Annotated in this window: 17 protein-coding genes and 1 pseudogene; 12 read left to right on the top strand and 6 right to left on the bottom strand. The window is 72.0% G+C overall.

Annotated features, from left to right (window positions below; all coding sequences use genetic code 11):
* Positions 1-280 precede the first annotated feature (280 nt).
* Positions 281-799: a hypothetical protein gene (locus AB0O40_RS10200; protein ID WP_365037759.1), complete on the top strand. Its 519-nt coding sequence runs from the start codon at positions 281-283 to the stop codon at positions 797-799.
* Between the two features lie 170 nt (positions 800-969).
* Here the strand turns inward: AB0O40_RS10200 and AB0O40_RS10195 are convergent, their stop codons facing one another.
* Positions 970-1,944 carry an aldo/keto reductase gene (locus AB0O40_RS10195; RefSeq protein ID WP_365037756.1) on the bottom strand — a complete coding sequence of 325 codons (975 nt, stop codon included), beginning with the start codon at positions 1,942-1,944 and terminating at the stop codon, positions 970-972.
* A 317-nt stretch (positions 1,945-2,261) separates the two neighbouring features.
* Positions 2,262-3,125 (bottom strand): SDR family oxidoreductase, encoded by an 864-nt coding sequence (locus tag AB0O40_RS10190; RefSeq protein WP_365037753.1) that lies wholly within the window; start codon positions 3,123-3,125, stop codon positions 2,262-2,264.
* Positions 3,126-3,277: 152 nt separating this feature from the next.
* Here AB0O40_RS10190 and AB0O40_RS10185 point away from each other — a divergent pair, with 152 nt between their 5' ends.
* The 5 genes and pseudogenes from AB0O40_RS10185 (at position 3,278) to AB0O40_RS10165 (ending at position 9,087) form a co-directional block, all read left to right on the top strand.
* Positions 3,278-3,682: a helix-turn-helix domain-containing protein gene (locus AB0O40_RS10185; RefSeq protein ID WP_365037750.1), complete on the top strand. Its 405-nt coding sequence runs from the start codon at positions 3,278-3,280 to the stop codon at positions 3,680-3,682.
* Between the two features lie 184 nt (positions 3,683-3,866).
* On the top strand, positions 3,867-5,372 hold the full coding sequence (locus tag AB0O40_RS10180) for a cryptochrome/photolyase family protein (protein WP_365037747.1): 1,506 nt from the start codon (positions 3,867-3,869) through the stop codon (positions 5,370-5,372).
* 282 nt (positions 5,373-5,654) lie between these two features.
* Positions 5,655-5,792: pseudogene (locus AB0O40_RS10175) on the top strand (NAD(P)-dependent oxidoreductase); the annotation flags it as partial.
* Between the two features lie 615 nt (positions 5,793-6,407).
* Positions 6,408-7,964 carry a hypothetical protein gene (locus AB0O40_RS10170; protein WP_365037746.1) on the top strand — a complete coding sequence of 519 codons (1,557 nt, stop codon included), beginning with the start codon at positions 6,408-6,410 and terminating at the stop codon, positions 7,962-7,964.
* Between the two features lie 355 nt (positions 7,965-8,319).
* Positions 8,320-9,087, top strand: a complete 768-nt coding sequence (locus AB0O40_RS10165; protein WP_365037743.1) for a hypothetical protein — start codon at positions 8,320-8,322, stop codon at positions 9,085-9,087.
* A gap of 71 nt (positions 9,088-9,158) precedes the next feature.
* Here AB0O40_RS10165 and AB0O40_RS10160 read toward each other — a convergent pair whose 3' ends face one another.
* The 3 genes from AB0O40_RS10160 to AB0O40_RS10150 form a co-directional block, all read right to left on the bottom strand.
* Positions 9,159-9,299, bottom strand: a complete 141-nt coding sequence (locus AB0O40_RS10160; RefSeq protein ID WP_365037740.1) for a hypothetical protein — start codon at positions 9,297-9,299, stop codon at positions 9,159-9,161.
* A gap of 113 nt (positions 9,300-9,412) precedes the next feature.
* Positions 9,413-10,135, bottom strand: a complete 723-nt coding sequence (locus tag AB0O40_RS10155) for an SDR family oxidoreductase (RefSeq protein WP_365037737.1) — start codon at positions 10,133-10,135, stop codon at positions 9,413-9,415.
* Positions 10,136-10,142: 7 nt separating this feature from the next.
* A complete protein-coding gene (locus AB0O40_RS10150) occupies positions 10,143-10,685 on the bottom strand; it encodes a DUF4383 domain-containing protein (RefSeq protein WP_365037734.1) in 543 nt (180 codons plus the stop codon).
* A 214-nt stretch (positions 10,686-10,899) separates the two neighbouring features.
* Here AB0O40_RS10150 and AB0O40_RS10145 point away from each other — a divergent pair, with 214 nt between their 5' ends.
* The 6 genes from AB0O40_RS10145 to AB0O40_RS10120 all read left to right on the top strand — a co-directional run bounded on the left by AB0O40_RS10145 (position 10,900) and on the right by AB0O40_RS10120 (position 18,782).
* The gene (locus tag AB0O40_RS10145) at positions 10,900-11,676 is read left to right on the top strand and encodes an adenosylcobinamide amidohydrolase (protein ID WP_365037731.1); all 777 of its coding nucleotides are present in this window, start codon (positions 10,900-10,902) and stop codon (positions 11,674-11,676) included.
* Positions 11,677-12,017: 341 nt separating this feature from the next.
* Positions 12,018-12,497, top strand: a complete 480-nt coding sequence (locus AB0O40_RS10140) for a diadenosine tetraphosphate hydrolase (RefSeq protein ID WP_365037724.1) — start codon at positions 12,018-12,020, stop codon at positions 12,495-12,497.
* A gap of 1,174 nt (positions 12,498-13,671) precedes the next feature.
* Positions 13,672-16,356: a class IV lanthionine synthetase LanL gene (gene lanL / locus AB0O40_RS10135; RefSeq protein ID WP_365037721.1), complete on the top strand. Its 2,685-nt coding sequence runs from the start codon at positions 13,672-13,674 to the stop codon at positions 16,354-16,356.
* A 43-nt stretch (positions 16,357-16,399) separates the two neighbouring features.
* Complete coding sequence (locus AB0O40_RS10130; RefSeq protein ID WP_365037719.1) at positions 16,400-16,555, top strand: VenA family class IV lanthipeptide; 156 nt, start codon at positions 16,400-16,402, stop codon at positions 16,553-16,555.
* 230 nt (positions 16,556-16,785) lie between these two features.
* Positions 16,786-17,904, top strand: coding sequence for an ATP-binding cassette domain-containing protein (locus tag AB0O40_RS10125; protein ID WP_365037716.1), 1,119 nt, complete (start codon positions 16,786-16,788; stop codon positions 17,902-17,904).
* A complete protein-coding gene (locus tag AB0O40_RS10120; RefSeq protein WP_365037713.1) occupies positions 17,901-18,782 on the top strand; it encodes an ABC transporter permease in 882 nt (293 codons plus the stop codon). Before AB0O40_RS10125 ends, AB0O40_RS10120 begins: the two co-directional genes overlap by 4 nt.
* 266 nt (positions 18,783-19,048) lie before the next feature.
* Here the strand turns inward: AB0O40_RS10120 and AB0O40_RS10115 are convergent, their stop codons facing one another.
* Complete coding sequence (locus AB0O40_RS10115) at positions 19,049-23,050, bottom strand: LamG-like jellyroll fold domain-containing protein (protein WP_365037710.1); 4,002 nt, start codon at positions 23,048-23,050, stop codon at positions 19,049-19,051.
* Between the last annotated feature and the right edge of the window lie 244 nt (positions 23,051-23,294).

Below are 23,294 nucleotides of genomic sequence, written 5' to 3'. Positions count from 1 at the left end.
AACCGGCCAGGATCCGCGCTCGATACACGCCACCACGAGGCCGGCGTCAGCCGGCACCGAGCCCTCGCGCCGGCGCCGCCGTCAAGCCGCGAAGGCCGGCGCGGGGGGACACCGTGCCCGCCGGGTCGGGCGGCCGTCCGACGCCCAGGAGGAGCACACCCCCGCACGGTTACGGCCACGCCCCGGAAGAATGGCCTGACCTTGCCCCCGGTGTGGCGTTGACAGTCATGGACAGCGGCCTGGAGCATGTGCGCAGCTCCTGACCTGCTGGATTCCACGGATGACGAGGTGGGCAATGCGGACGTTGCGAAGAGCCCTGGTCGGTTCCATGGCCGTGATCGCCGTGTTCACGGTCTCGACCGGGACGGCTCAGGCCGGTGCGGACAACTGGCGGACCAACCCGGAGCTGTGCCGGTCCGGGTGCAGCACGAGCGCCGCGTACATCAGCTTCTGGCAGTCGGTCCTCTGGGCCGACAACGTCGGCGGGAGCATCTCCCTCACCTTCATCGACGGCCAGTTCGGCCCGAACACCGAGGCCCGGACTCAGGCCTGGCAGGGCATCCACCTCGACTGGGACGGCAAGCCCCTCGCCAAGGACGGCCGCGCCGGCCCCAGGACGTGGTGGTCGGCCGAGACCACCTACAACAAGAACGTCTGCACGTGGGACAGCGCGGGCAACAGGCTCTGCACGTTCTACGGCACCGCGCACTCGTTCAAGTGGGGCGAGGTCAACGGTTCCGGCTCCGACTGGTGGTTCATCAACCCCCGGACCAACGCCAGGGTGAGCCTCCCCGCCTGACCTCCCGGCCCGGTCAGGGACCAGCACGGTCCCTGACCGCAGGGCCGGCCGCCCTCCCCGAGCGGCCGGCCGGTCCACCAGGCCCCCGGGTTGAGGATGCTGGCCGGGCGCAGGGCGGACTCCGCGACCGGCCGACGAGACGTGGCGCGATGCGGAGGCCGGTGCCGGCATCAGCGCTCCAGCAACTCCATCTGCGCCGGGGTGTGGGTGTCTCCCGCGGCCGGGGGCAGGGCGCTGAGACGGGCGAGCTGGTCCGCGGTCAGGTGCAGGGCATCGGCGGCGCTGTTCTCCTGAACGCGTTCGACGCGGCGGGTGCCGGGGATCGGCGCGATGTCCTCGCCCTGGGCCAGCAGCCACGCGAGGGCGACCTGTCCGGGTGTGGCGTCGACCTCGGCGGCGATGGCGGCGACCTGGTCGGCCAGGTCCAGGTTGTGCTGGAAGTTGGCCTCGGTGAAGCGGGGGTTGTCGGCGCGGAAGTCGGTGGCGTCGAAGTCCGCGCGCGAGCGGATGGCGCCGGTCAGGAAGCCGCGCCCGAGCGGGGAGAACGGCACGAAGCCGATGCCCAGTTCGCGCAGGACCGGCAGGACGCGGGCTTCGGGGTCGCGGGTGAACAGGCTGTACTCGGACTGCACGGCGGTGACCGGGTGGACGGCATGGGCGCGGCGAATGGTCTCGGGCCCGGCCTCGGACAGGCCGATGTGCCGGATCTTGCCCTCCTCGACCAGGGCCGCCAGGACGGCGACGGTGTCCTCGATCGGTGTGCCGGGGTCCACCCGGTGCTGGTAGTACAGGTCGATGTAGTCCGTGCCCAGGCGGGCCAGCGAGCCCTCGACGGCGGTGCGGATACTGGCGGGGCTGCTGTCGGTGCCGCCGGTGCGGCCGGTGTGGGAGATCAGGCCGAACTTGGTGGCCAGTACCACCTGCTCCCGGCGCCCCTTGAGCGCACGGCCGACCAACTCCTCGTTGGTGTAGGGGCCGTAGACCTCGGCCGTGTCGATGAGGGTGACGCCCAGCTCCAGGGCGCGGTGGATGGTACGGATCGACTGGTCGTCGTCGGTGCCGGCACCGGTGTAGCCGTGGGACATGCCCATCGCTCCCAGGCCGATGCGGGCAACGTCCAGGTCACGCAGGCGGATGTGCTTCACGAGGATTCCCGTCCTTCGATCAGGCAGGCGGTGGAGGTGGATGAGGGACGCCCCCGGGGCCAGGGGTGGACGACGACCTTGAGGCCTCGCGGTCGTTCATCAGCCGGCAGCCCTCGGCGACGGCCTCGAGGGCCACCGTACGGTCGACGACCCGGCCGGGGCGAACGGTGTCATCCAGGGCGTGCCGCATCGGTTCGCCGGTGCGGCGCGGCCTACGGCACATCCCGTACCGCGGCGAACTCATGCACGGCTGCCCCGCCGAGACCGGCCTGGCAATCAAGCCCACCTGTGCCAACCGGCCCCTCACGCGTCCCACCTCAGCGATGCACGGCGGCTGAGAGTGCCTCGGTCAAAGTCACGGGCGGGCGGCCGATCAGGCGGTGCAAGTCGCCGGAGTCGGTGGACATCTCGCCGCGGCTCATACCGCGGTCGGCGTCAGCGAGGACCTCTGCCAGCTCGCCGGGCAGGCCCGCGGAAACCAGCACCTGGGCGAAGTCGGCCACCGGGAGGTCGGCGTAGGTAACCTGCTTTCCGGTCGCGGCGGAGATCGCGGCGGCGAGCTCTGTCATCGTGAAGGATTCGTCACCGCCGAGCTCGTACACGGCGCCGGTGTGGCCTTCAGCGGTGAGCACGACGGCTGCGGCCTCGGCGTAGTCGGCGCGGGACGCGGCGCTGATCCGCCCCTCGCCCACGGCGCCGACGACCGCGCCGTTCTGCAGTATCTGCGGCAGTTGGCTGGTGTAGTTCTCCAGGTACCAGCCGTTGCGCAGCAGCACGCTGGGGATCCCGCGGTCCCGTAGGTAGGCCTCGGTCTCGCCGTGCGTGGCACCGATGACGGTGGTGGCCGTGTCCGCGTGCGTCGTGCTCGTGTACGCCACCAACGACACGCCTGCGGATGCCGCGGCGTCGATCACGCGGCGGTGGTTGGCGACCCGCTCGCCGACGGGGACCGAAGCCGAGATCAGGAGCAGCCTTTCCGCCCCCGCGAACGCCTCGGCCAAGCCTTCGGCGTCCGCGAAGTCGGCGCGGCGCACCGTGATGCCCCGGTCGGCCAAATCCTTGATCCCGGCGATGTCCCGGCCGGTCGCGATGATGTCCGCGGCCGGGATCCCGCGCCGCAGCAGTGCCTCGACGGTGAGCCTGCCCAACCGGCCGGTGGCTCCGGTGACGACGATCGACATGATGGTCTTCCTTCCTTGCGGGCGTGCCTCGCACGCCTGCCGCGGTCCGTCCGCCGCGGGTCGGAAGACACCATGACCTGCACACTCTCTGTTGGGGAGTAGCCACTTCTTGGTAGGGTACTCACCGCAGTGAAAGCATCGAGGTGAGCCGGATGTCAGCCGTCGTGAATGTGACCGGGCCCACGCCGTCATTCGATCCGTACGAGCGCGGCTGCCCGTCCCGGGACCTGCTCGACCAGATCGGCAGCAAGTGGGCGGTCCTCGTGCTCGGCGAACTCGGCCGGAACGGGACCTCCCGGTTCGGCCATCTCCGGCAGGCGCTGGCGGGCGTGAGCGAGAAGATGCTCACCCAGACGCTGCGCACCCTCGAACGCGACGGGCTGGTCAGCCGGACCGTCTACCCAGAGGTACCGCCGCACGTGGAATACGAGCTGACCGCGCTTGGCCAGACGCTACGGGAACCGTTGAAGGCGCTCACGGAATGGTCCGTGCTGCACATCGAAGAAGTCATCGCCGCCCGCGCAGAGTACGACGACCGCACTGAGCGCACCAGGTAATCAGCGGCGGCATCAGGAGTTCAACCTCTGCTGTGGTCCAGGCCCCCAACCGGATCGTGGAGGGCTCCGAGCTCCCCGGGTTCCGGAGCAGACCGGGGAGGAACGGGAAACCGTGGTGCCACGTTTCCTGCACGACGGCCGCGTCCTTCGCTCTCGGGCCGGTCGGCATTGGTTGGATGCGGGAATGAGCTCAGTGCACTGGCTGTTCGGCGACCAGCTCGGCCCTCACTTCACCGCCACCGCAGCCGGCGGGACACCGAGGAATGTGCGGTGGTTGTTGATCGAGTCCCTTGCTGTTCTGCGGCGGCGCCGTTTCCACCGGGCCAAGGCGCACCTGGTGCTCAGCGCCATGCGCCACCGGGCGGCGGAGCTGGGGGAGCGAGCCCAGTACGTCAAGGCCGAGACCTACCGGCAAGGACTTGCACGGGCCGTGGGCGACGCGCCCGTCTCCGTCCACCACCCCACCTCCCGCTCGGCCCTCCGGCTCGTGACGTCCATGCCGCAGGTGACGGTCCATCCGCCGCGCGGATTCCTTGTCGGACACAAGGAATTCGCCGAATGGGCCGCGCGGCACAAGGGCCGTCGGCTCCTGCAGGAAAGCCTCTATCAGCACACCCGTCGCACGCACGACATCCTGATGGACGGTGACCGGCCGGCGGGAGGCCGATGGAACTTGGACCACGACAACCGCGAGCCACCACCCCCCGGCCGCGCCACCTTGGGCGCTCCGCCGCCGTACCGGCCCCGGGAGGACGAGATCGACGAAGAGGTCCGGCGGGATCTGGACCGCTGGGAGCGCGAGGAGGGCATCACCTTCGTGGGACGGGACGGACCCCGCCTCTTCCCCGCGAGCCGCCGAGAGGCGCTGGCAGCCCTCGATCACTTCGTCACGCACCGGCTCGCCGGCTTCGGCGCACACGAGGACGCGATGCTGGCCGCAGATCCCGTGATGAGCCACAGCCTGCTGTCCTCTTCCCTCAACCTCGGCCTGCTCGATCCGTGGGAGTGCGTGAGCCGCGCCGAGGAAGCGTTCAGAGCCGGGCTGGTCCCGCTCAACAGTGCCGAGGGCTTCATCCGGCAGGTATGCGGGTGGCGCGAATACGTGTGGAACCTCTACTGGTATCTCGGCGAGGACTACCGACAGCGCAACGCACTGCGTCACACCGAACCGATCCCCGCATGGTTCGCCGAGCTGGACGCGGAGGCCGTGAGAGCCCGCTGCCTGTCCACCGTCCTCAGGCAGGTTCGGGACACGGGGTGGACGCACCACATCCCCCGCCTGATGGTCCTCGGCAGCTACGCCCTGCAGCAGGGCTGGGACCCGGCACAGGTGACGGACTGGTTCCACCGGTGCTTCGTCGACGGCTACGACTGGGTCATGCTCCCCAACGTGGTGGGCATGTCCCAGTACGCGGACGGCGGCCAGATGACCACCAAGCCCTACACCTCGGGTGGTGCCTACATCCATCGGATGAGTGACCTGTGCAAGGGATGCCAGTACCGGCCCTCCGACCGCAGCGGTGAACGGGCCTGCCCCTACACCGTCGGGTACTGGTCCTTTTTGAGCCGGCATCGCGCACGGCTGGAGGCGAACCCCCGCATGGCCCGGGCGGTGAAGGGCCTGGACCGCCTCGGCGACGCGGCGCAGGTTTCGCAAGCACACCACGACGCGGGCTACGCGCCCCCTTGACAATCCCTTCGCGGAACCGACGCTTGCGGACAGGGCACTCTCGCCATGCTGGACTTCTTGCCACGAATCCCGCACTGCCACCGGGGGCTCGGCACCGTCGAGTACGAGGTCGAAGCCCCGCCGACCGGGCGAAGCCCGAGGCAGCCTCACCACCGCCTGCGGCTGTCAGTACCTGGCCCTGGCGTGATCGGCCGGCCCACCCGGCACTGCAGTTGGTTCGGCCGGCGGTGTGGTGCGTCACGGCGTCGCCTGCGGCGACTCGGGCCGGAGTGCGCCTGCAGTCTGCTGGAGTTCCCGCTTCAGATCATGCACGCCCACGGCGACGCCCTGGACTTCTTGCGCACCGTCACCTACGTCTGGTGGACCGGTCTCTCTCCGGCCGGCACGGCTGCCCCGGGACAGCGCACCGGCGCCCACCGCGGTCCTCGGTGCTCTCCGAGGCGGCTGCCAGGTGGGTTGATCACCAGCGTCGACAGCCCTGGTCGTCGCCAAGGCCGGCCCGGTGCCCGAGCCGGTGACCGCGCTGCGTGAGCGGCTGGAGGCGGAGGCCGACGAGCTCACGGCGTCGTCCCCGGTCGCCGCGGTCCGGGCGGTGTGCGCCTTGGACGTGCTGGCCGACCGGCTTGGGCATGGGGCGGCCCGTGGCGCCCGGAGCCCCGCGGGCCGCAGGTACCCCTACCGGCACCGGCGCGGCCTTCTTCCGGTCTCTGCGAGGCTCCGGGCGTGGTGCGCAGTGGCCTTTCGGCGAGCCGATCACGATCACTTCGGAACGACTCGTCCCCGGTCCGGAACGACTCGCGGACCGTCTGGCCACGACTGCCTCTGTCCTGGCGGGATGCGGGTGAGCGGACCGTCCGGGGCGGTGGTCGGTGCGGGTCGCGACCGGCCCGGTGGAGGGCGGTTCGCCCGCGCTGCCCGGATCCGGGTACGCGGCCGCCGCCGGTCCGCCATGATGGCAGCGAGCTGGGGGGTTCGATGGGCGGGAAGTTCGATCGATCAGGCGGGGCCGTCCGACGTGCGGGCCTCGCGGTCCTGATGGCGGGTGTGCTGGCCGCCGCCGTGTCCGGGTGTTCCGGGGAGCGTGCGGAGGCGGGGGCCGAGCCGTCCGGCTCGCCCGGCGCCGCCCGGTCGGACGGGCCGCCCGACACCGTAAAGACCCGGCCCACCTTCCCGGTCCCCGACTTCACGCGCACGCCCCTGCCCGAACGCCCCGCGGCCGCCGACGAGATGGCCCGCAGGTCACTGCGGCTGGCCGCGACCGACGCCCGGGGGGCCACCGCGCTGGCCATGGAGGCGGCAGGGCTGGGTCACAGCCCGACGGTGGTCAAGGCACTCAAGCGGCTGGCCTCGCCGTACCTCGTCCAGTACCTCGCGGGGGAGCCGGGGGACGGGACGTACACGGTCCTCACCAACACCGCCGTCGGGCGGATCGTCGTCGGCGGCTCCACGACCGGCACCGTCACCGCATGGGACACGTACACGGGCCGCCGCCGGCTGCACCAGCGCCTGGGGGCGCCCGTGCAGCGGGTGGTCGCGGACGGGGGACTGGTGGCGGCCCGAACGGCGGCCGGCGAGATCGCCGTCTGGGAGTTGACCGGCGGGCGACGGGTGGTCACCGACACCGTCCCCGTCAGGGGCAACTCCGGACTCGCCTTCCTCTTCTCGCGCAACCACAGGCTGTTCGCGTACGGCAAGGACGCCGGAGTCGTCGTGAAGGACACCCGGTCCTGGAACACCACCGCCACGCTGCCGGCCGGGCCCGCGGGCAGTGTGGGCGACCTGACCCCGATCATCCACCCCACCCGCCTGGACGCGGTACTGGCCGGGGTGCGGGACGGCGTCCGGCTGCGGCTGTGGGACCTGGCGTCCCGCACGGAGCTGCCGTCCGTCGCGCTGTCGGATCCGGGCGGGGGCGCCCGGAGCAAGCCGCACGTCTTCGGGCCCCAGTCGATGAGTGACCGGACCGTGCTCTCCGGGGGCGGTTACTCACGGGTCCTGCGGCTCGACGCCCGCAACTTCCGCGATGTCTTCGCGAAGGAGGAGGTCCTCAGCCCACTGGCCTGGACCTTGTCCTCCCGGGCCGACCCCATGGCCGGCGACGGAGCGGGCGACGACGAGAGCACGGGGGCCACCGGGAACGGCAGCCCGCACGGCGGCATCCTCATGGCCGCCATCTCGGCCGACTTCGACGTGGTCGCCGTGCCGTTCGACGACCGCCGGCGGGTGTTCGTCCAGTTCAACTACCCCAATACGGACCTCTATCCCGGACCGGAACGGCGGCAGGACCCCTACCTCGTGGCGCCGGCCGGACGCACGATCACGGCGGTCGCGGCCTGGTCCGCCTACCCGGGGCCGCAGGCGGCCCTGGCCCTCGACGACGGACGCGTCGCGGTGTGGAACTTCGGCTGGACCGTGTGGGGGCAGTCCCCGGATCGCGGCTCGCTGGACGAAGAGCTGCGCCGCCTGTGCGAGACGGCGGCGCTCCTGCCGGCGAAGGACGAATGGGCCCGCTGGGCCGGTCCTGCCGTGCCGTACCGGCCCATCTGTCCGGTGATCGCCAAACGCGGATACCAGGGCGGGGGAAGCGACTAGGCACCGTCAGGGGGAGCGACGGGCCGCCGGCCGCGACCGGGCACCGGCCCGTACGACGGGGACGGGAAGACGAAGGCATGGGCGAGGGGCGGAAGACATGAGCACAGCGGCGCAGGGCGGGACGGGCGGCGGCACGGGACCGGGGGGCTCGCACGGAGCGCAGCCGGCTCCCGCCAGTGGGGGTACCCCTCCCGCGGGACATGCGGCGGGCACGCAGGCCGTGGGGAGTACGCCGAGTCCCGGCGGCACGCCCGCACCGGCAGCGGGAGCCGCCGCCGGCACCGCACCGGCGGCCACCCCCGCCCCGCCCCCCGCGCCCGGTCCCCCCGGCCGCGTGCGCCGCGCGCTACGGGCGGTGCGGACCTGGCAGGGCGGCCGGACCGCGGCCTGGGTCGCCGTCGCGGGTCTGGTCGTGGCCGCGGTGAGCCTGTGGCACGACGTCGCCACGGAGGAGGAGCCGGGTGCCTTCACGGTGCTCGAGCTGTCCGCGGACTCCTCGCGCGAGATCCCCGCCACCGAACAGGCGGCCCCCGACGCCCCCAAGCTCCCCACCACGACCGAGGCCACCGTGCTCGCGGTCGGGCTCAAGAACGACACCTCCTCCCTGCGCACGTTCAAGCAGATCGGGATCCGCAACAAGGGCCAGGTGTCGGTCACGCCGTGCGGCGGCGGGTCCGGCGGCGGGACGGTCTTCACCGCCACCTACGAGGTCGACCTCCCGCCGGTCGGGAAGACGGCGCTCACGCAGGCCCCGCACGGCCACAACTTCGAACCCAAGAAGGCCGAGGCCTTCCACCTCACCCTCGGCAGCCCCGGCGGGACCGATGACCTCCTGCAGGCCGGCGGCGTGTACGCCCTGGAGGTGTTCCTGGTCGAGGACAACGGCCACGTGTTCGAAGCGGGCAAGATCACGGTGGCCGAGACCCCGGCCGTCGCGACCCAGTACCCGATGGACCTCAGCCTGCTGCAACTGAGCAGCTACCCCGACGAGAAATGCGTCCGCAAGACCGCCGCCGGCATCAAGAAGCTCGCGGACGACGGCTACCCCCTCTCGGACCAGGTCAAGAACCTGCACGCCGGACTCCTGAAGACGGCCGACGAGCTGGCCACCGCCACGCCGTAGCCCGCATGACGGCCGGAAGGGTGCGTGCGGCCGAACCGGCGCGCTGCCGGCTGCGCCGTCGGTCGGCGCGGTCACCAGCCCATGACGCGGACGAGGAAGAAGGCCGCCACCATCACCGAACCGATGGCGATCAGGGTGAGGAAGACCGCGGGGTGCTCCCACAGGCCGCCGTCGGGGCGCTCGGGGTGGGCGGCCGCCGTCGAGCCCTCCACCTCCGGAGTCTCCTGCGGGAGCGTCTTCGGGGCTTGCGGGGGCCGAGGCGGGTTCGGAACCTCCGGAGTGCGGTGCGTGGACATGGTTCCTCCTGCGGTGTCGTCGGTGGACGTCAGTGGACCGGGTCCGACGGGGTCGGGAGCCCGGTGCCGGGGATCGCGTTCCCCGGCGGCAGCGAGCGGGCGAGGGCGCTGACCAGCTGTTCCACGAGGGCGTGCACGACGGGGGCGGGGTCCGCGCCCGCCGCCAGGGGCGGCGCCGTGCCGGCCACGGCCCGGGACGCGAAGCCGGTGTCCAGGTGGGGCAGCCGGGCGTCCACGACCGTGAGGTGCCGCGGCCGGGTCTCCCGTCGCAGGACGCCCAGCCAGCCGGCCAGCGCCGCCTTGGAAGCGGTGTAGTCGGCGGTGCCCAGGAGCGGCGAGTCCACGATCGCACCGGTCACGGCGGCCAGGAACCCGCCGTCGCCGACCACCGGTACGGCCCCCCGCAGCAGCGCCATCGGGCACAGCGCGTTGACGGTCATCAGGTGCTCGGCGGTGGCGTCGGCCACCTCGGCGGCGGGCCCGAAGCCGGCCACCCCGACGGTGACGAGGACGCCGTCGAGGCCCCCGAGTGCGGCACGCGCCCAGGGTGCGCTGCCGGCGCACGCGTCCAGGTCGTACGCGTCCACGGTCCTGGCCGGAGCATGCGCCGCGGCGGCAAGTTCGGCGAGGGCCTCCGTATCGCGGCCGGCCAGCGCCACGAGCGCACCGCGCTCCAGGAGGTCGGCGACCGCGAGGCGTCCCAGGGCGCCCGTCGCCCCGGCCACCAGCACCCGTGCCGGGCTCCCGGCCACGGCTGTCTCAGCGCTCCGGGATCCGGGCCGGCCGGACGGCGGGGGCGCCCTCCGGCAGGGCGGGGCGGGCGACCCCCTCCCGGGCGGCCTGCTCGGGGTGCCGGCGGATCCAGTACGGGTTGTCGTGGGGGAGTCCCCCGCTGACCCGCCCGTACATCCCGAAGGTCATGATCAGCAGGCCCATGAGGAAGCTGAAGATGACGTTCGACATGCCGAAGTCGAGGATGTTGCCGGACCGCCCGATGAGGAACAGGTGGACGAATCCGCTGAGCACGAAGAGGACGCCGACGACGGTGTTGACGGTCGAGGCCAGGTTCCCCCCGATGAAGGCGGCGACGATCAGGAGCAGGCCGACGACCACCGAGATGGTGCTCAGCAAGCCGTTGGTGGACAGCCCCGCGATCTGCCGGCCGTCGGTGCTGAACGCGGCGAGGCTGCCGGCGAAGCCGAGGCAGCCGAAGAGGAGGAGCAGCAGGCCACACAGGCCCGCGCCGACGCGGTACACGCGGTTGAGGGGGTGGTCCACGGGCAGTTCGTCTCTGAGGTTCATCGACTTGCCTCCACACCTACTCGTTCTGTCCCGTTATCTGCAGATTGCAGCGCGTTGGGCTCCAACGAAACTCGCAGTGCTTCTGCATCGATTTGTGCGGTTCTGCGCGCTTGGTCGCCCCGAGCGGGCAGCGGGGACCAGGGACCCGCCGGAACCGCATGATCGACGGCACGTACGATCGGCTGGTCCCCGACGCCGTGAGGAGTTCCGGCCGATGAACGTCCCGATCCGCCCGCGCGAGCCGCTGCCCGGCCCCCTGGCGGACCAGCTCGGGGCGGGGGACCGGCTCCGCGTCTCCCTGCATTCCCGGGTCGAGGACGGGGAGGAACTGCACGCGCTGCTGTGGCGTGCCGGCCCCGGCTGGCGAATGATCAGCAGCGCCGTACTCGGCGGCGGCGTCGGCGTGCGGGCCTGGGTGCTGAACGCACAGGTGTCACACGGCTACCGGCGTACCGACCCCGGCCGGCACCTGGCCCGGCTGGCCCACCGGTACGGGGCGCCGGGACCGGGCGTCGGGCTGATGACGGCAGCCGACGTGCAGGGCTACGGCCGGGCGGCCGACGAAGGCGTGACGGCGATCGCCACCGCGGGCATCGGAGTGCGCGGCTGGGCGGCGTCCCCCGCCGCTGGTGCGGCCGGGCCGCCGCCACCGGGCACGATCAACATCGTCGCGGCGGTGCCGGTGGCACTCGGCGACGCGGCTCTGGTCAACGCCGTGGCCACCGCCACCGAAGCGAAGGTACAGGCGCTCCTCGAAGCCGGTCACGACTGCTCGGGCACGCCGACCGACGCGGTGTGCGTCGCGGCCCGGGTCCCCGCGCCGGGCGCTCCCGTGCACTCCTTCGCCGGACCGCGCTCCGAGTGGGGCGCGCGGCTGGCCCGCGCGGTCCACGGCGCGGTGCTCGCCGCGGCGCCCCGTGCGGAACAGCCGCGCGGCGGGCCCGTGCCCCCCAGCCCGCGCTGCCCGGACCTGGACTGTGAATCGGTGTAACTCCCGATCATGGAGGACGCACCGATGACCAGTGAGAACGCGCGGGCGGCGGTGTGGTCCGCCACGGCACCGCGTACACCGACCCGGGACCGGAGTGCGTCTGCCGGCGGCACCGGTGCGGCGGGGTGGTGCCGCTGTCCCGCCGTGGACCAGCGGAGTCCGCAGGACGTCCGGGAGGGCGACGAGTCGCCTGCGGCGCTGGGCGCCGCGGACCCTCGTTCGGGTGACGTTCGGCGGCTGGGATTCCCCGGGCCGCGGGATGCCCGCGGAGGGCCTGCTGGACGGCATGGCGTCGGCATTCCTCGCGCAGGTGCTTGATCACCTGCATATAGGTTCTGGCCATGACTGGGGACTGGCGGATCGATCGCATCGGGACTGCTCTGAGAGGTGAGAACCCGACTGTGTTGCGGCGGTTGACGTCGGGGTTCGCGGTGATCGGGGATGTCCAGTTCCTGCCGGGCTACTCGGTCCTTCTCGTAGACGAACCGGATGTGCAGAGGCTGTCGGCCCTGCCGAAGGCAAAGCGGCTGTCGTTCCTGTCTGACATGGATCAGCTCGGCGAGGCTGTCGAGCGAGCCTGCCGACGGCTGGACCCGGCTTTCCGGCGGGTCAACCTGGAGATCCTGGGGAACAAGGACCCGTTCCTGCATGCGCACGTGTGGCCGCGGTTTGAGTGGGAACCGGCTGACGTGGCGGCTGCTCCGGTGTGGCTGTATCCGGGTGACCGGTGGACTGACGTGCAGTTCAGGCTCGGTCCGCAGCATGACGTCCTGCGAGAAGCGATCGGCAGCGAGCTGGACCAGTTGAGCTCGATGGGCTGAGCTGGGCCCGCCGGCCGTCAGGTCGGCGCGCCCGGTGATCGGACGTTCACCCGTTTCCGCAGCTCGCGGGCTTGAGCGGGCTGTTGGCCTGCACGACACGGCTTAGGCTCGCCCGGTGACTGAGGCACCCCCGGCCAAAGCCGAGATCGCCGAGGCCGAACGAGAACTCGGAGTGTCCCTTGTCCAGGGGCTGTCCGTGGACGCCGTCTTGGGCCGGTCACCGGATTGACGGATTCGGAGGCTCAGAGGTGGCACCCCGATTGCCGGGGCCTGAAGGGTCCAGGGTCCTTAGCCGGATTGCTCCCGATCCCTCCCCGCCTCCGACGGCGCCCCGGGCGGCGGCCGAGCAGCCGGGGGCGAGCGCGGATGCCCGGTCGATGTGGGGCCGTTGACCGAGGGCCCGGCCGTCCAGAATGACCTGGCCGCCCGGGTCGCAGCCCTTGAGTGGGATCGAGATCTCGTAGGTGTGGTCCATGTCGGCATCGGCCCGGCGCTGTAGTGGTGTGTGTCCGGTGACCCGGTGAACGCGGATTCAGCCCGTGAGCACTGTTTCGAGACTGTTTCGGCATGCCCGCGCGGTGATTCGTCTTTCAATATCTTCTTTGGCGTGCAGCTCGGATGCGTGATCGATAATCATGAATCGCCCCGGAGGCGTTTCGAGCTGCCATTCGAATCCATGGCGGAATCGAACTCTTTACCGTGGCCTTCGAGCAGGGAATGCTGTGGGTCGCAGGGGAGAGGTCGCGGCGCAGGGCTCCCGGTGACCCCTCGCGTTTCTCTGGAAAGCCAGCTGGCGTGGGGGTCTGGTCGGTTTTGGGGTCCAAGAAGGTGCTGGTCGCCGCGTTGTCTAAAGGTCTCGTCGCAGTTCAGGCGGCGTGTGCTGCTGCACCTTCTCTTCATTATCGATGGATATCTGGGATGTGATCCGAAGGAATTTTGCTACGCGTTGCTTCCGTTCCCGGAATCCCTTCCGTCCCTCTGTTTTCCGCGCCCGGTGCGATGCCACCGCGCGCACCATCTCTGCACCTCTGCTCTGCGCCGGTTGACATCGTTCGGCCGCGCAGCGACACCGTGCGCTCGCTGCGGCAAGTGACAGGCGGCCGGGCCCGGTTGTACGTTTTTTCTTACCGAAGGCATATTCCACCAGCGGTTGTCGCCGTTGAGAGGAACGGGCATGAAGAGCCAGCATGCGACCGGAGTCGAACTCGTAGACCTGCTCCACCAGGCGCTGGACGCGACGGGTGAGGGCGCGCGGTGGACCGCCGACGCGGATGAGATGTGGTGCCGGTTGACCCCCGTGTCGGCGGTGCGTCGCCAGCAGGGCTGGAAGCTGCACGTGTCGGCGACGGCCGCCTCCGCGCCCGTGGTGCTCGTGAAGTCCCTGGCCGTGCTGCTGCGCGACGAGTCGGTGTTCAAGTTCGCCCGGTCCTTGGACCAGGTGGGCGCCCTCAACTCCCGGGCCACACCGCGCGGAAGCTCGGGCAAGTTCATCACCGTCTACCCGCGCGACGATGCCGACGCCGCCCGGCTGGCCCTGCTGTTGCACGAGGCCACGCGGGGGCTGGCCGGCCCGCGCATCCTCTCGGATCATCCCTACGCCCCGGACAGCCTGGTCCACTACCGCTATGGCGCCTTCGTCGGCCGCCGGAAGCTGTCGCCGGAAGGGCTCCTGATCTGGTTCATCGAGGACCCCGACGGCAATCCGGTCGAGGACCGGCGCACGGGCCGGTACGAGCCGCCCGCCTGGGCCGTCAGCCCCTTCCCCGCATCGGTACCCGTGCCGCGTGCGGCGCCGGAGCCCGCCGGGCCGGTGCTGCTGGGAGGCCGTTTCTCGGTACGGGAGGCGATCCGTCACACCAACAAGGGGGGCGTATACCGGGGCACGGACGCCACGACCGGCGCACCCGTGATCATCAAGGAGGCCAGACCACATGTGGAGGCTGACGCTTCCGGCAGCGACGTACGCGACTGGCTGCGCGCCGAGGCCAGGGCGCTGGAGCAGCTGCGCGGTACCGAGCTGGCGCCGGAACCCCTCGGAGTCTTCGAGCACGCCGGCCACCTCTTCCTGGCCCAGGAGGAGGTACCGGGCATCCCGCTGCGCAACTGGGTGGCCGAACGCTTCCGTGACACGGGCGCCGAACACTACGGAGCGGAGGCCTTGGCCCAGGTCGCACGCCTGGTGGAGCTCGTCGCGGCGGCGCACGCCCGCGGCTGCGTCCTGCGGGACTTCACCCCCGGCAACATCATGGTCCGGCCGGATGGTGAACTGCGCCTGATCGACCTGGAACTCGCCGTCCTCAACGACGACACGGCCCTGCCGACGACGGTCGGAACCCCCGGGTTCAGCGCCCCCGAGAGGCTGTCGGACGCGCCCGTCTCCGCCACGGCCGACTACTACAGCCTCGGCGCAACGGTGTGCTTCGTCCTCGCGGGGAAGGTCCCGCAGCTGCTGCCCGAGGAACCCCCAGGCCGGCCCGCCCAGGACAGGCTCGCCGCATGGCTGGACGCCTGCGGCTCCACCACCCCCCTCCCCGACGGCCTGCCCGACATGATCCTGGGACTGATGAAGGACGACCCGGCCGAGCGCTGGGACCCGTCGAGGGCCCGCGCGGCCCTCGACGGCAGGGAGGGCACCACGGCCCCGCGCCGCGCCCCCGCCCCCGCCCCCGCCCGGGCAACCCGGCGGCCCCGGAGCGAGTCGACCGCGCCGGCGGTGGCGGGCATCGTGGACCACCTCGTCGAATCCATGACCCCCAAGGACGAGCGGCGGCTGTGGCCCGTCTCGACCACGGCCGGGGAGACCGACCCCTGCACCGTCCAACAGGGCGCTGCCGGTGTCCTGGCCGTCCTGACCAGGTACTTCGAGCACACCGGCGACCCGCGCCTGCCGGAGGTCATCACGACTGCGGGCCACTGGACGGCAGCGCGGACCGACATCCGCTCCACGCGCCCGGGCCTGCACTTCGGCGGCCGCGGCACCGCCTGGGCACTCTACGAGGCGGGCCGCGCCGTCGGCGACCGGACCCTGACCGACCACGCCCTGGCCCTGGCTCTCGCCCCGCAGGAGGAGACCCCGCACCACGACATCACCCACGGCACCGCGGGGAGCGGCCTGGCCGCCGCCCACCTCTGGCAGCGCACCGGTGATCCGCGCCTGGCCGCACTCGTCGTCGACGCCGCCGACCGGCTCGCCGCCGCCGCGCGGCGCGACAAGGGCGGCATCGGCTGGCCGGTACCGGGGGAAGCGGTCTCCCCGGAGAGCGGCAAACGCTACCTGGGCTTCGCACACGGAACCTCGGGCATCGGATGCTTCCTCCTCGCCGCTGCGGCCGTCTCGGAGCGCCGGGAGTACCTGGACCTGGCCGTCGCCGCCGGTGAGGAACTGGTGGCCGGCGCCGTGCCGGTCGGCGAGGCCGCCCAGTGGCCTGCCCAGGCCGGCGACGTGCCCACGGCCCCGTACTGGTGCCACGGTTCGGCCGGCATCGGCACCTTCCTCATACGGCTGTGGCAGGCCACGGGCGACGACCACTTCGGCGACCTCGCCCGGCGCGCCGCACGGGCGGTCGTGGAGCGGGCCTCCCGGGCCCCGCTCACGCAGTGTCACGGGCTGGCGGGCAACGGCGACTTCCTCCTCGACCTGGCGGCGGCCACCGGAGCGCCCGGCTACCGCGCCATGGCCGGGGACCTGGCCGGCCTCATCGTCGCCGAAGGCGCCCACCGCCACGGCCACGTCGTCTTCCCCAACGAGTACGGCGACGTCTCGACAGGCTGGAGCGACGGATCCGCAGGGATCCTGGCGTTCCTCCTACGGCTCCACCACACGGACTCCCGGCACTGGATGTTCCAGCAGCCGGGCTGAGCGGCAGGGCACCTGCCGCCATCGCAGAGAGAAGGAGAAGCTCATGGAGAACCACGACATCGAACTGCTGGCTCACCTGCACGCCCTTCCGGAGACCGACCCGGTCGGCGCCGACGGAGCGGCGTTCGCCGCGACCTGCGAGTGCGTCGGCCTGCTGACGCTCCTCAACACCGTCTGTGTCGGCATCAGCTGCGCCTGACCAGGCCTTACCCGGGCCCTCGCGGCTCCGGCCGGGTCAATGGCCGGTCAACGGCGGGTTCGTTGACGATCCGCTGACCCGGCTCCCCGCCCGGAGCGACACCCGTGTCCCGCCACGGGAACCCGGCCGGGGAAGTCCCGCGAGGGCCTGATCTACCTCCGGCCGGCGGCTGCCACGACGCAGCCGCCGGCCGGAGCCCATCCAGTCACCCCGCAGACGGAGGACCGCCCATGCAGCCACCCGCAGGTGACCCGGCCCCCGCCCGGGCAGCCCTCCTGACCACCGCGCCCACCGTCCCCGACACCGCGCGGCCCGGCCCCGAACCCGCGTACGCCATCAGCACCCGCGCCCTGGTCAAGAGCTACCCGGGCCCGGACGGCACCACCACGCACGCCGTAAGCGGGCTGGACCTCGATGTCCGACAGGGCGAGACCTTCGCCTTCCTCGGCCCCAACGGCGCGGGGAAGTCCACCACGATCGCCCTGCTCTGCGCCCTGGCCCGCCCCACCTCCGGCCACGCCTTCGTGGCCGGTGCCGACGTACTGAGGCAACCCGACGCGGTGCGCCGCCAAGTCGGCATCCTCTTCCAGCACAGCGCCCTCGACCCGGACCTGACGGCCGAACAGAACCTGCACATCCAGGCCCGCCTCTACGGGATGAGCCGCCGCCGGGCCCGCCGCCGCGCCACCGAGACACTTGAGGCGGTAGCCCTGGCCGACCGCCGGCGTTCGGCCGTTCGCACCCTCTCCGGCGGTATGCGACGACGCCTCGAACTGGCCCGCGGCCTGTTGCACGAACCCCGGATCCTCTTCCTCGACGAGCCGACCACCGGCCTGGACCCCCATGCACGCGCCCAGGTCTGGCGGCACCTGGGCGCTCTGCGGGACGGCCAGGGCACCACGCTCTTCGTCACCACCCACTACCTCGACGAAGCGGAGAACTGCGACCGCCTCGCCATCATCGACGGCGGCCGCCTGGTGGCCCAGGGCACCCCCGGCGCGCTGAAGGCCGCGATCGGCGACGACCAGTTGGTGATCCGCACCGGGGACGACCCGGCCGCCTACCCGGTCGTGCGCCGCACCCTGCCGCCCGCCACCGCCATCACCCTGGAGGCCGACGCCATCCGGCTGCGGGTCCCCGACGGCAGCGCGTGGATCCCGCGCCTGTGCGCGGCGCTGCAAGCCCAGGGCATCCCCGTGCGAGCCGCCTCCGCCACCCCGCCCACCCTCGACGACGTCTTCTTCCACCACACCGGCCGCAGCATCCACACCGCCCGTCCCCAGCACGGCTCCGGCCGGGCCCCCGCCGCCCCGCTCCCGGCCCAGCCGACCGTCGAGGAGGCATCGTGACGACCTCCGCACCGCCGACGGGCACACCCGGCACCGGCCCCGTCCCGTCGTACCAGCCGCCGACGGCGTCCCCGAACCGGCTGCGCACGGAACTGCGCGCCGTCCACGCACTGGTCCACCGCGACCTGCTGCGCCTGTCCTCCCAGCCCACGCACACCGCGCTCATGCTCATCCAGCCGGTGCTCTACCTCTTCATCCTCGGCGGCGGCCTGTCCGCACTGATCCCGCGTGCCACGCTGGGCGTGGGGTACCAGGCCTATCTCTTCCCCGGCATGCTGATGATGACCGTCCAGACGCCGGCCATCATGGTCGGCATCCGCATGATCACCGACCGGCAGAGCGGCTACCTGCGCGAACTGCTGATGGCGCCGGTGCGCCGCGCCACCCTCCTGCTGGGAAGCTGCGCCGGGGGCACTGCGGTCGCCGCCGTCCAAGGCACCCTGCTGCTCGCCCTCGCCGGACCGGTCGGCCTGCCCTACGATCCGCTCCTGCTGGCCCTCCTGCTCGCCGGGATGATCCTGGTCTCCTTCACCATCACGGCCCTTGCCCTGGCACTGGCCGTGAGCCTGGCCCGCCCCGAGATGTTCCACATGCTGCTCGGACTGGTCATGATGCCGCTGCTGTTCCTCTCCGGCGGCTTCTTCCCCCTGGAGGGCCTGCCGGGCTGGGCCCGAACACTTGCCGCCGCCAACCCGCTCGCCTACGGAGTGGACCTCCTCCGGCGCAGCATTTCCCTCCGCGTACCCGACCACGCGGCCGCGACGGGCATCGAATGGTTCGGCCGCCAGCCCTCGCCGGCCCTCGAAGCGGCTTCCCTCCTCCTGGCCGGCACCCTGTCCCTGCTCTGGGCCGCCCACCGCTTCAACCGCCCCGAATGACCCCGCCCCCGCCCACCGGCTGCGCAGCTGACTGCGGTTTCCGGCACAGATCTTGGGGAGCGGTCGCGGACTGTCACCGAGGCAGCACGAGTTGGGTCAGCCCGCAGGACGGTGTGTCGGGGCCGGTCGGTCGGTGGTGAGCTACGACCGGCGCAGCGCGAGGAGCGGCTGAAGCAGATCAGGGGACCGTCATCGGAATGAGGATTCGGCGGGAAACACCTCTGCCCGGCCCCTGAGGGGCCGGGCAGAGGTGTTTCCCGGAGGGGTCAGCTCAGTTGGGTTGCCTTGGCGTGTTCGGCGGGGGAGGGGGCGGTGGTGGGGGAGAGGGCGAGGGGCCAGGTGCGGACGTCGGCCACCTGGCCGTTGGCGTACTCGACGTAGCCGCCGTTCGCGACCGTGCGGCCGATGTTCAGCGCGCCCGTCGCGTTCCACGGCGTGTACGTCCAGTCGCGGACGCCGGCGAGGCGGCCGTCGACGTACAGGCGGATCTCCTGGGCCGGCTGGTCGTACACGCCGACCAGGTGGGTCCACTTGCCGACGACGGCCTTGCTGCCGCTGTACGTCGCGCGCCAGGTGCCGGTCGGGCTGTCCGCCGAGCGGTGGCCGAAGGCCCAGACCTGGGCGCCCGAGGAGTAGTACAGCTGGAGCCCGGAACCGTACTTCGTCGCACCGGCCTGGGAGACGAAACTGCTGTTGACGGCGAGGGAGTCGAGCTTGACCCAGGCCGAGACGGTGTGGCTCTTGGAGGTGTCCACGGCGGAGCCTGACGCCTGGGCGTAGCCGGTGGCCCCGTCCAGGTCCAGCACCTTGCCGCGGGCCGCGTCGGTGGCCCAGGTGGCACCGCCGCCGAGGGTCGCGGCGAGGGTGCCGTTCGCGTCGGCCGCCGCGGTGCCGGTGCCCTCACCGAGGTGCCACCAGTGGTTGGAGGTGTCGGTGACGCTGCCGAGCGACTGCGGGGTGTCGAACCTGTACTGCGGCGGCGAGACCATCGCGCCGCTCTGGACGTACGGGTAGTCCAGGAGCTGCCCGTAGGTGTCGACGGCGAGCAGGTCGGGCAGCCCGTCGGGGCCCCCGGCCGGGCTGGTGAGGTCGCCGGCCGAGGCGACGACCGGGTAGCCGGCGGGGGACAGCGTCAGCGGCAGCGTCGCGTGGACCGTCGGGTTCAGCAGCGGTGGCAGGCCCGTCGTCGGGTCCGGGGTGATGGTGTACGAGTAGAGCGCCCCGGACGCGTTGTCGCGGGTCCACAGGACCGGCTTGCCCTGGAAGGTGCCGGGCGTGATCAGCGTCTGGCCGCTCCAGTCGCCGCCGCCCAGGAGGAGCGGGTTCTTCAGCCGGCCGCCGGTGGTGGCCTGGTAGATCCACAGCTGCTTGTTCTCGACCGTGATGACGGCCGGGTAGCCGGTGGTGTTGCCGAAGACGTTGCCGGGCGTCACCAGCTGGGTGACGTTCCAGGCGCTCGGGTCGTACGTGGTGGTGCGGCAGCGGGTGTCGTCGGCGACGAAGTCCGAGGACATGCACGGGTCCTTGGGGATCACGTCGAAGCGCCGGCCGGTGAAGCCGCCCAGGACCGAGTAGCGCTCGGCCGGGAAGGCGTTGTCGTCCTTCGGGTCGAGGTCGTTCTTCACGACGTACATCTGCTTGCTGGTCTTGTTGTACGCGAAGAGGTCGTCGACGTCGGCGCCGTGCAGGTTCCCGCGGTGGGCGACGAGGTAGTTGTTCCAGCCCGTGCCGTCCGGGGAGTCCGCCGGGGTGGCGACCGTGACGGGGCCGGTGACCGGCGGGGCGGTGCCCGTGACCGGGCCGGTGGCGGCCGGGGCGACGGCCTGCGCCGGGTCGGTGTCGCCCGGGATCAGGTTGAGGTCGCCGGTCTTGGTCGTGGCCAGCAGGTCGACCACGCCGTCGCCGCTGATGTCGCCGGGGGTGACCTTCGTGGCAGGGTTCCACGGCACGGTGTAGGTGTAGCCGGCCGGGGCGGTGGAGATGTTGCCGGCCTTGTCGACGCCCGCCACGTACAGCGTGTGCACGCCCCACTTGGTCACCGGCACGCCGGTGAGGGTCGCCGTCGCGTTGCCGGCGGCGTCGGTGGACGTCACCGGCGCCTCGACGCCCGTGGTCGCCGTCGGCTCGGTGTCCAGCGTCCAGATGAAGTGGTCGATGCCGCTGGACAGGCAGTCGCCCGGGGTGCAGCTGCTGTCGGCGGCCGCGGAGTCGGCGCCGGTCACGGTGAAGCTCGTGGTGACGCCGGGGCCCGCGTAGACCGGGGGATCCGCGGGCGCGGTGCCGACCGGCGGGAAGGAGGCGTTGGTGGCCACCGTCGGGGTCGTCGGCGCGGCGAAGTCCGTCTTGAACCAGCAGTGCGGGCTGATCGCCGACTTCAGGTCGAGGGTGGAGTTGTTCTGGGCGTAGACGTCCCAGCCGTACTCGTGGCCGTCCAGCAGGGTGAAGCCGATCGAGGCGGCCGCGTCCGTGCCGGAGGCCAGGTAGGTGGTGTCCTTCTCGATCTTGTCGAGGGCGTTGCCGCCCGAGTCCAGCACCGTGCGGTCCCACACGTGGTAGTGGGCGCGGACGGTCTCACCGGAGATCTGGCTGGTCACGGTCGAGTGCAGGGTGACGTTGCTGCCCGCGTTCGAGTACGTCGTGGCACCGATCCAGCCGTCGCCGCTCATCACGCACGCGCCGCTCGCCCCCGAGGCGGTCGGCACGGTGCGCAGGCTCGATGGGACGCCCGGCGGGATGTCGAACCGGGTCGTCAGCGTGAGCGACTGGGACATGCGCAGGTAGTCGGAGTTGGAGGAGGTCTGCGACTCGTCGCCGTAGAGACCCACGGTCCAGGTGTTGGTGCCCGCGCCGAAGGTGCCGTCCGCGTCGTAGCCGTCGCCGTCCGCGTCGGCGATCTTCTGGGCGGCGGCGGTCACGTTGAAGGTGGCCGTGCTGTTGGTGCAGGAGCTGCTGGAGTTGGCGCCGCTGGGCACCGTCGTGGAGACCGGCGGGAAGGCCGTGTCGTGCACGCCCGGGCGGCTCAGCCAGTCGGTGCCGGAGGAGATCGCGTTGGTGGTGTGCAGGGTCAGCGGCTGGTTTTCGGAGCAGTTCCAACTGGCCGCGTACGTCGTGGCGATCGAGATCTTCGCGTCGTACACGACGAACGAGGACTGCAGGCCGCCGGTGTTGATCGCCCAGTAGGAGCGCTCGAGGCCGGTGCCGCAGGCGCCGCCCCAGCGCTGGTAGCCGACGCCCTGGCCGTTGGCCTGGGGCTTGTCGTACTGGGGGGAGTTGTCGCACGCCGAGCTGGAGTAGACCTCGGTGTAGTGGCCGGCCGTGGACGACACCGGGTTGGTGTACGGGTCGATGTAGACGGGGTACACCGTGTCAGGCCCGGACAGCAGCGAGGTGTCCGGCGTGAGGGTGAGGCCGGCGTCCGAGGCGGTCATCGCCACCGGCTCGACCGCGGCCTCGGTGCCGGGCGCGGCGGCCGTGGAGGGCCGGTCCGTGCTCGGCTCGGGGGCGCTGTGGGGGGAGGGGGCGGGCTCCGACGGGGCCGCGGAGTCCCACATCAGCGGCTGCGGGGAGGCGTACGCCACCTCGCCGCCGGCGTCGGTGGCCGTCATCCCGCCGGCGTCGGTGCTCCGGAGCGTCAGGCCTTCGGTGTCGGCGGCCATCCGCAGGTTCTTCAGCTCGGGGTTGGCCGCCGCCTCGGCGTTGCGGACGATCAGGACGTCGCTGAAGCCGCCCTGCTCGGTGACCGACACGGACAGGTCGACGCCGGGCAGGACGTCGGCGTAGAGCGCCGTGTCGCCGGACACCTCGGGGGCCGGCAGCGTGAACGGCAGGCTCAGCGAGAGCCCGGGGCCGTCGGCGTGGTCGAGGGTGACGAGCGGGCCGTCGCCCCCGGCGGAGAGCGTGACCCCGTTCGGGGTGGCCTTCGGCGCGAGGCGGCCCCGGCCGTCGGCGGCCAGGGTGGCGTCGACGGGCACCCAGCGGCCGTCGCGCCGCACCCGGGCCGGGAGCAGGCTGGTGGTCTGCGTGAACGTGCCGTCCGGGTTGGCGTCGACGGTGCTGATCTCGGTGGTCTTCTCGGGCACCGGTACGGTGCGGCCGTCGGCGACCGCCGTGGCCTGCGCGGCGAGCATGGGGTCGGTGGGCGCGGGCGCTTCGGCCGCCGCGGGCAGTGCCGGCAGGGCCAGGATCAGCCCGGTGAGCACCGGGAGCGGGACCAGGCGGCGCCGCAGACGCCCACGCCGGGCCCGCCGGTCGGACGATGGAGTGAACACGGGATGACTTCCTTCGGTTGTGCTGGGCCCCGCACGGTGTGAAGTGGGCCACCCCCATCCGGGGTTGGTGTGGCCGAAATACGCCGTTGCGACCTGGGGGCTCTTTATGTCCGGCGGGTGCCGGGGCGGCCATGGCGATCCATGCGGGAAATTCCGAACATGTGTCCGCCGCAGGCTATTGAGCTGGGCGTCGATCATCAATAGCCTTCGGCAGCCATCTCGGGACCGGGATGGTGATCGTGAT

The organism is Streptomyces sp. NPDC089919 (genome assembly GCF_040684615.1).
In the GTDB taxonomy this organism is placed as follows: domain Bacteria; phylum Actinomycetota; class Actinomycetes; order Streptomycetales; family Streptomycetaceae; genus Streptomyces.
This window is presented reverse-complemented; position numbering and strand designations above follow the sequence as displayed.

Excerpts from the sequence above, each read along its gene's own strand:
- AB0O40_RS10170 (WP_365037746.1), top strand. The coding sequence starts at position 6,408 with ATGGCGGGTGTGCTGGCCGCCGCCGTGTCCGGGTGTTCCGGGGAGCGT.
- AB0O40_RS10180 (WP_365037747.1), top strand. The coding sequence starts at position 3,867 with ATGAGCTCAGTGCACTGGCTGTTCGGCGACCAGCTCGGCCCTCACTTC.
- AB0O40_RS10200 (WP_365037759.1), top strand. The coding sequence starts at position 281 with ATGACGAGGTGGGCAATGCGGACGTTGCGAAGAGCCCTGGTCGGTTCC.
- AB0O40_RS10185 (WP_365037750.1), top strand. The coding sequence starts at position 3,278 with ATGTCAGCCGTCGTGAATGTGACCGGGCCCACGCCGTCATTCGATCCG.
- AB0O40_RS10130 (WP_365037719.1), top strand. The coding sequence starts at position 16,400 with ATGGAGAACCACGACATCGAACTGCTGGCTCACCTGCACGCCCTTCCG.
- AB0O40_RS10145 (WP_365037731.1), top strand. The coding sequence starts at position 10,900 with ATGAACGTCCCGATCCGCCCGCGCGAGCCGCTGCCCGGCCCCCTGGCG.
- AB0O40_RS10150 (WP_365037734.1), bottom strand. The coding sequence starts at position 10,685 with ATGAACCTCAGAGACGAACTGCCCGTGGACCACCCCCTCAACCGCGTG.
- AB0O40_RS10125 (WP_365037716.1), top strand. The coding sequence starts at position 16,786 with ATGCAGCCACCCGCAGGTGACCCGGCCCCCGCCCGGGCAGCCCTCCTG.
- AB0O40_RS10140 (WP_365037724.1), top strand. The coding sequence starts at position 12,018 with ATGACTGGGGACTGGCGGATCGATCGCATCGGGACTGCTCTGAGAGGT.
- AB0O40_RS10190 (WP_365037753.1), bottom strand. The coding sequence starts at position 3,125 with ATGTCGATCGTCGTCACCGGAGCCACCGGCCGGTTGGGCAGGCTCACC.
- lanL (WP_365037721.1), top strand. The coding sequence starts at position 13,672 with ATGAAGAGCCAGCATGCGACCGGAGTCGAACTCGTAGACCTGCTCCAC.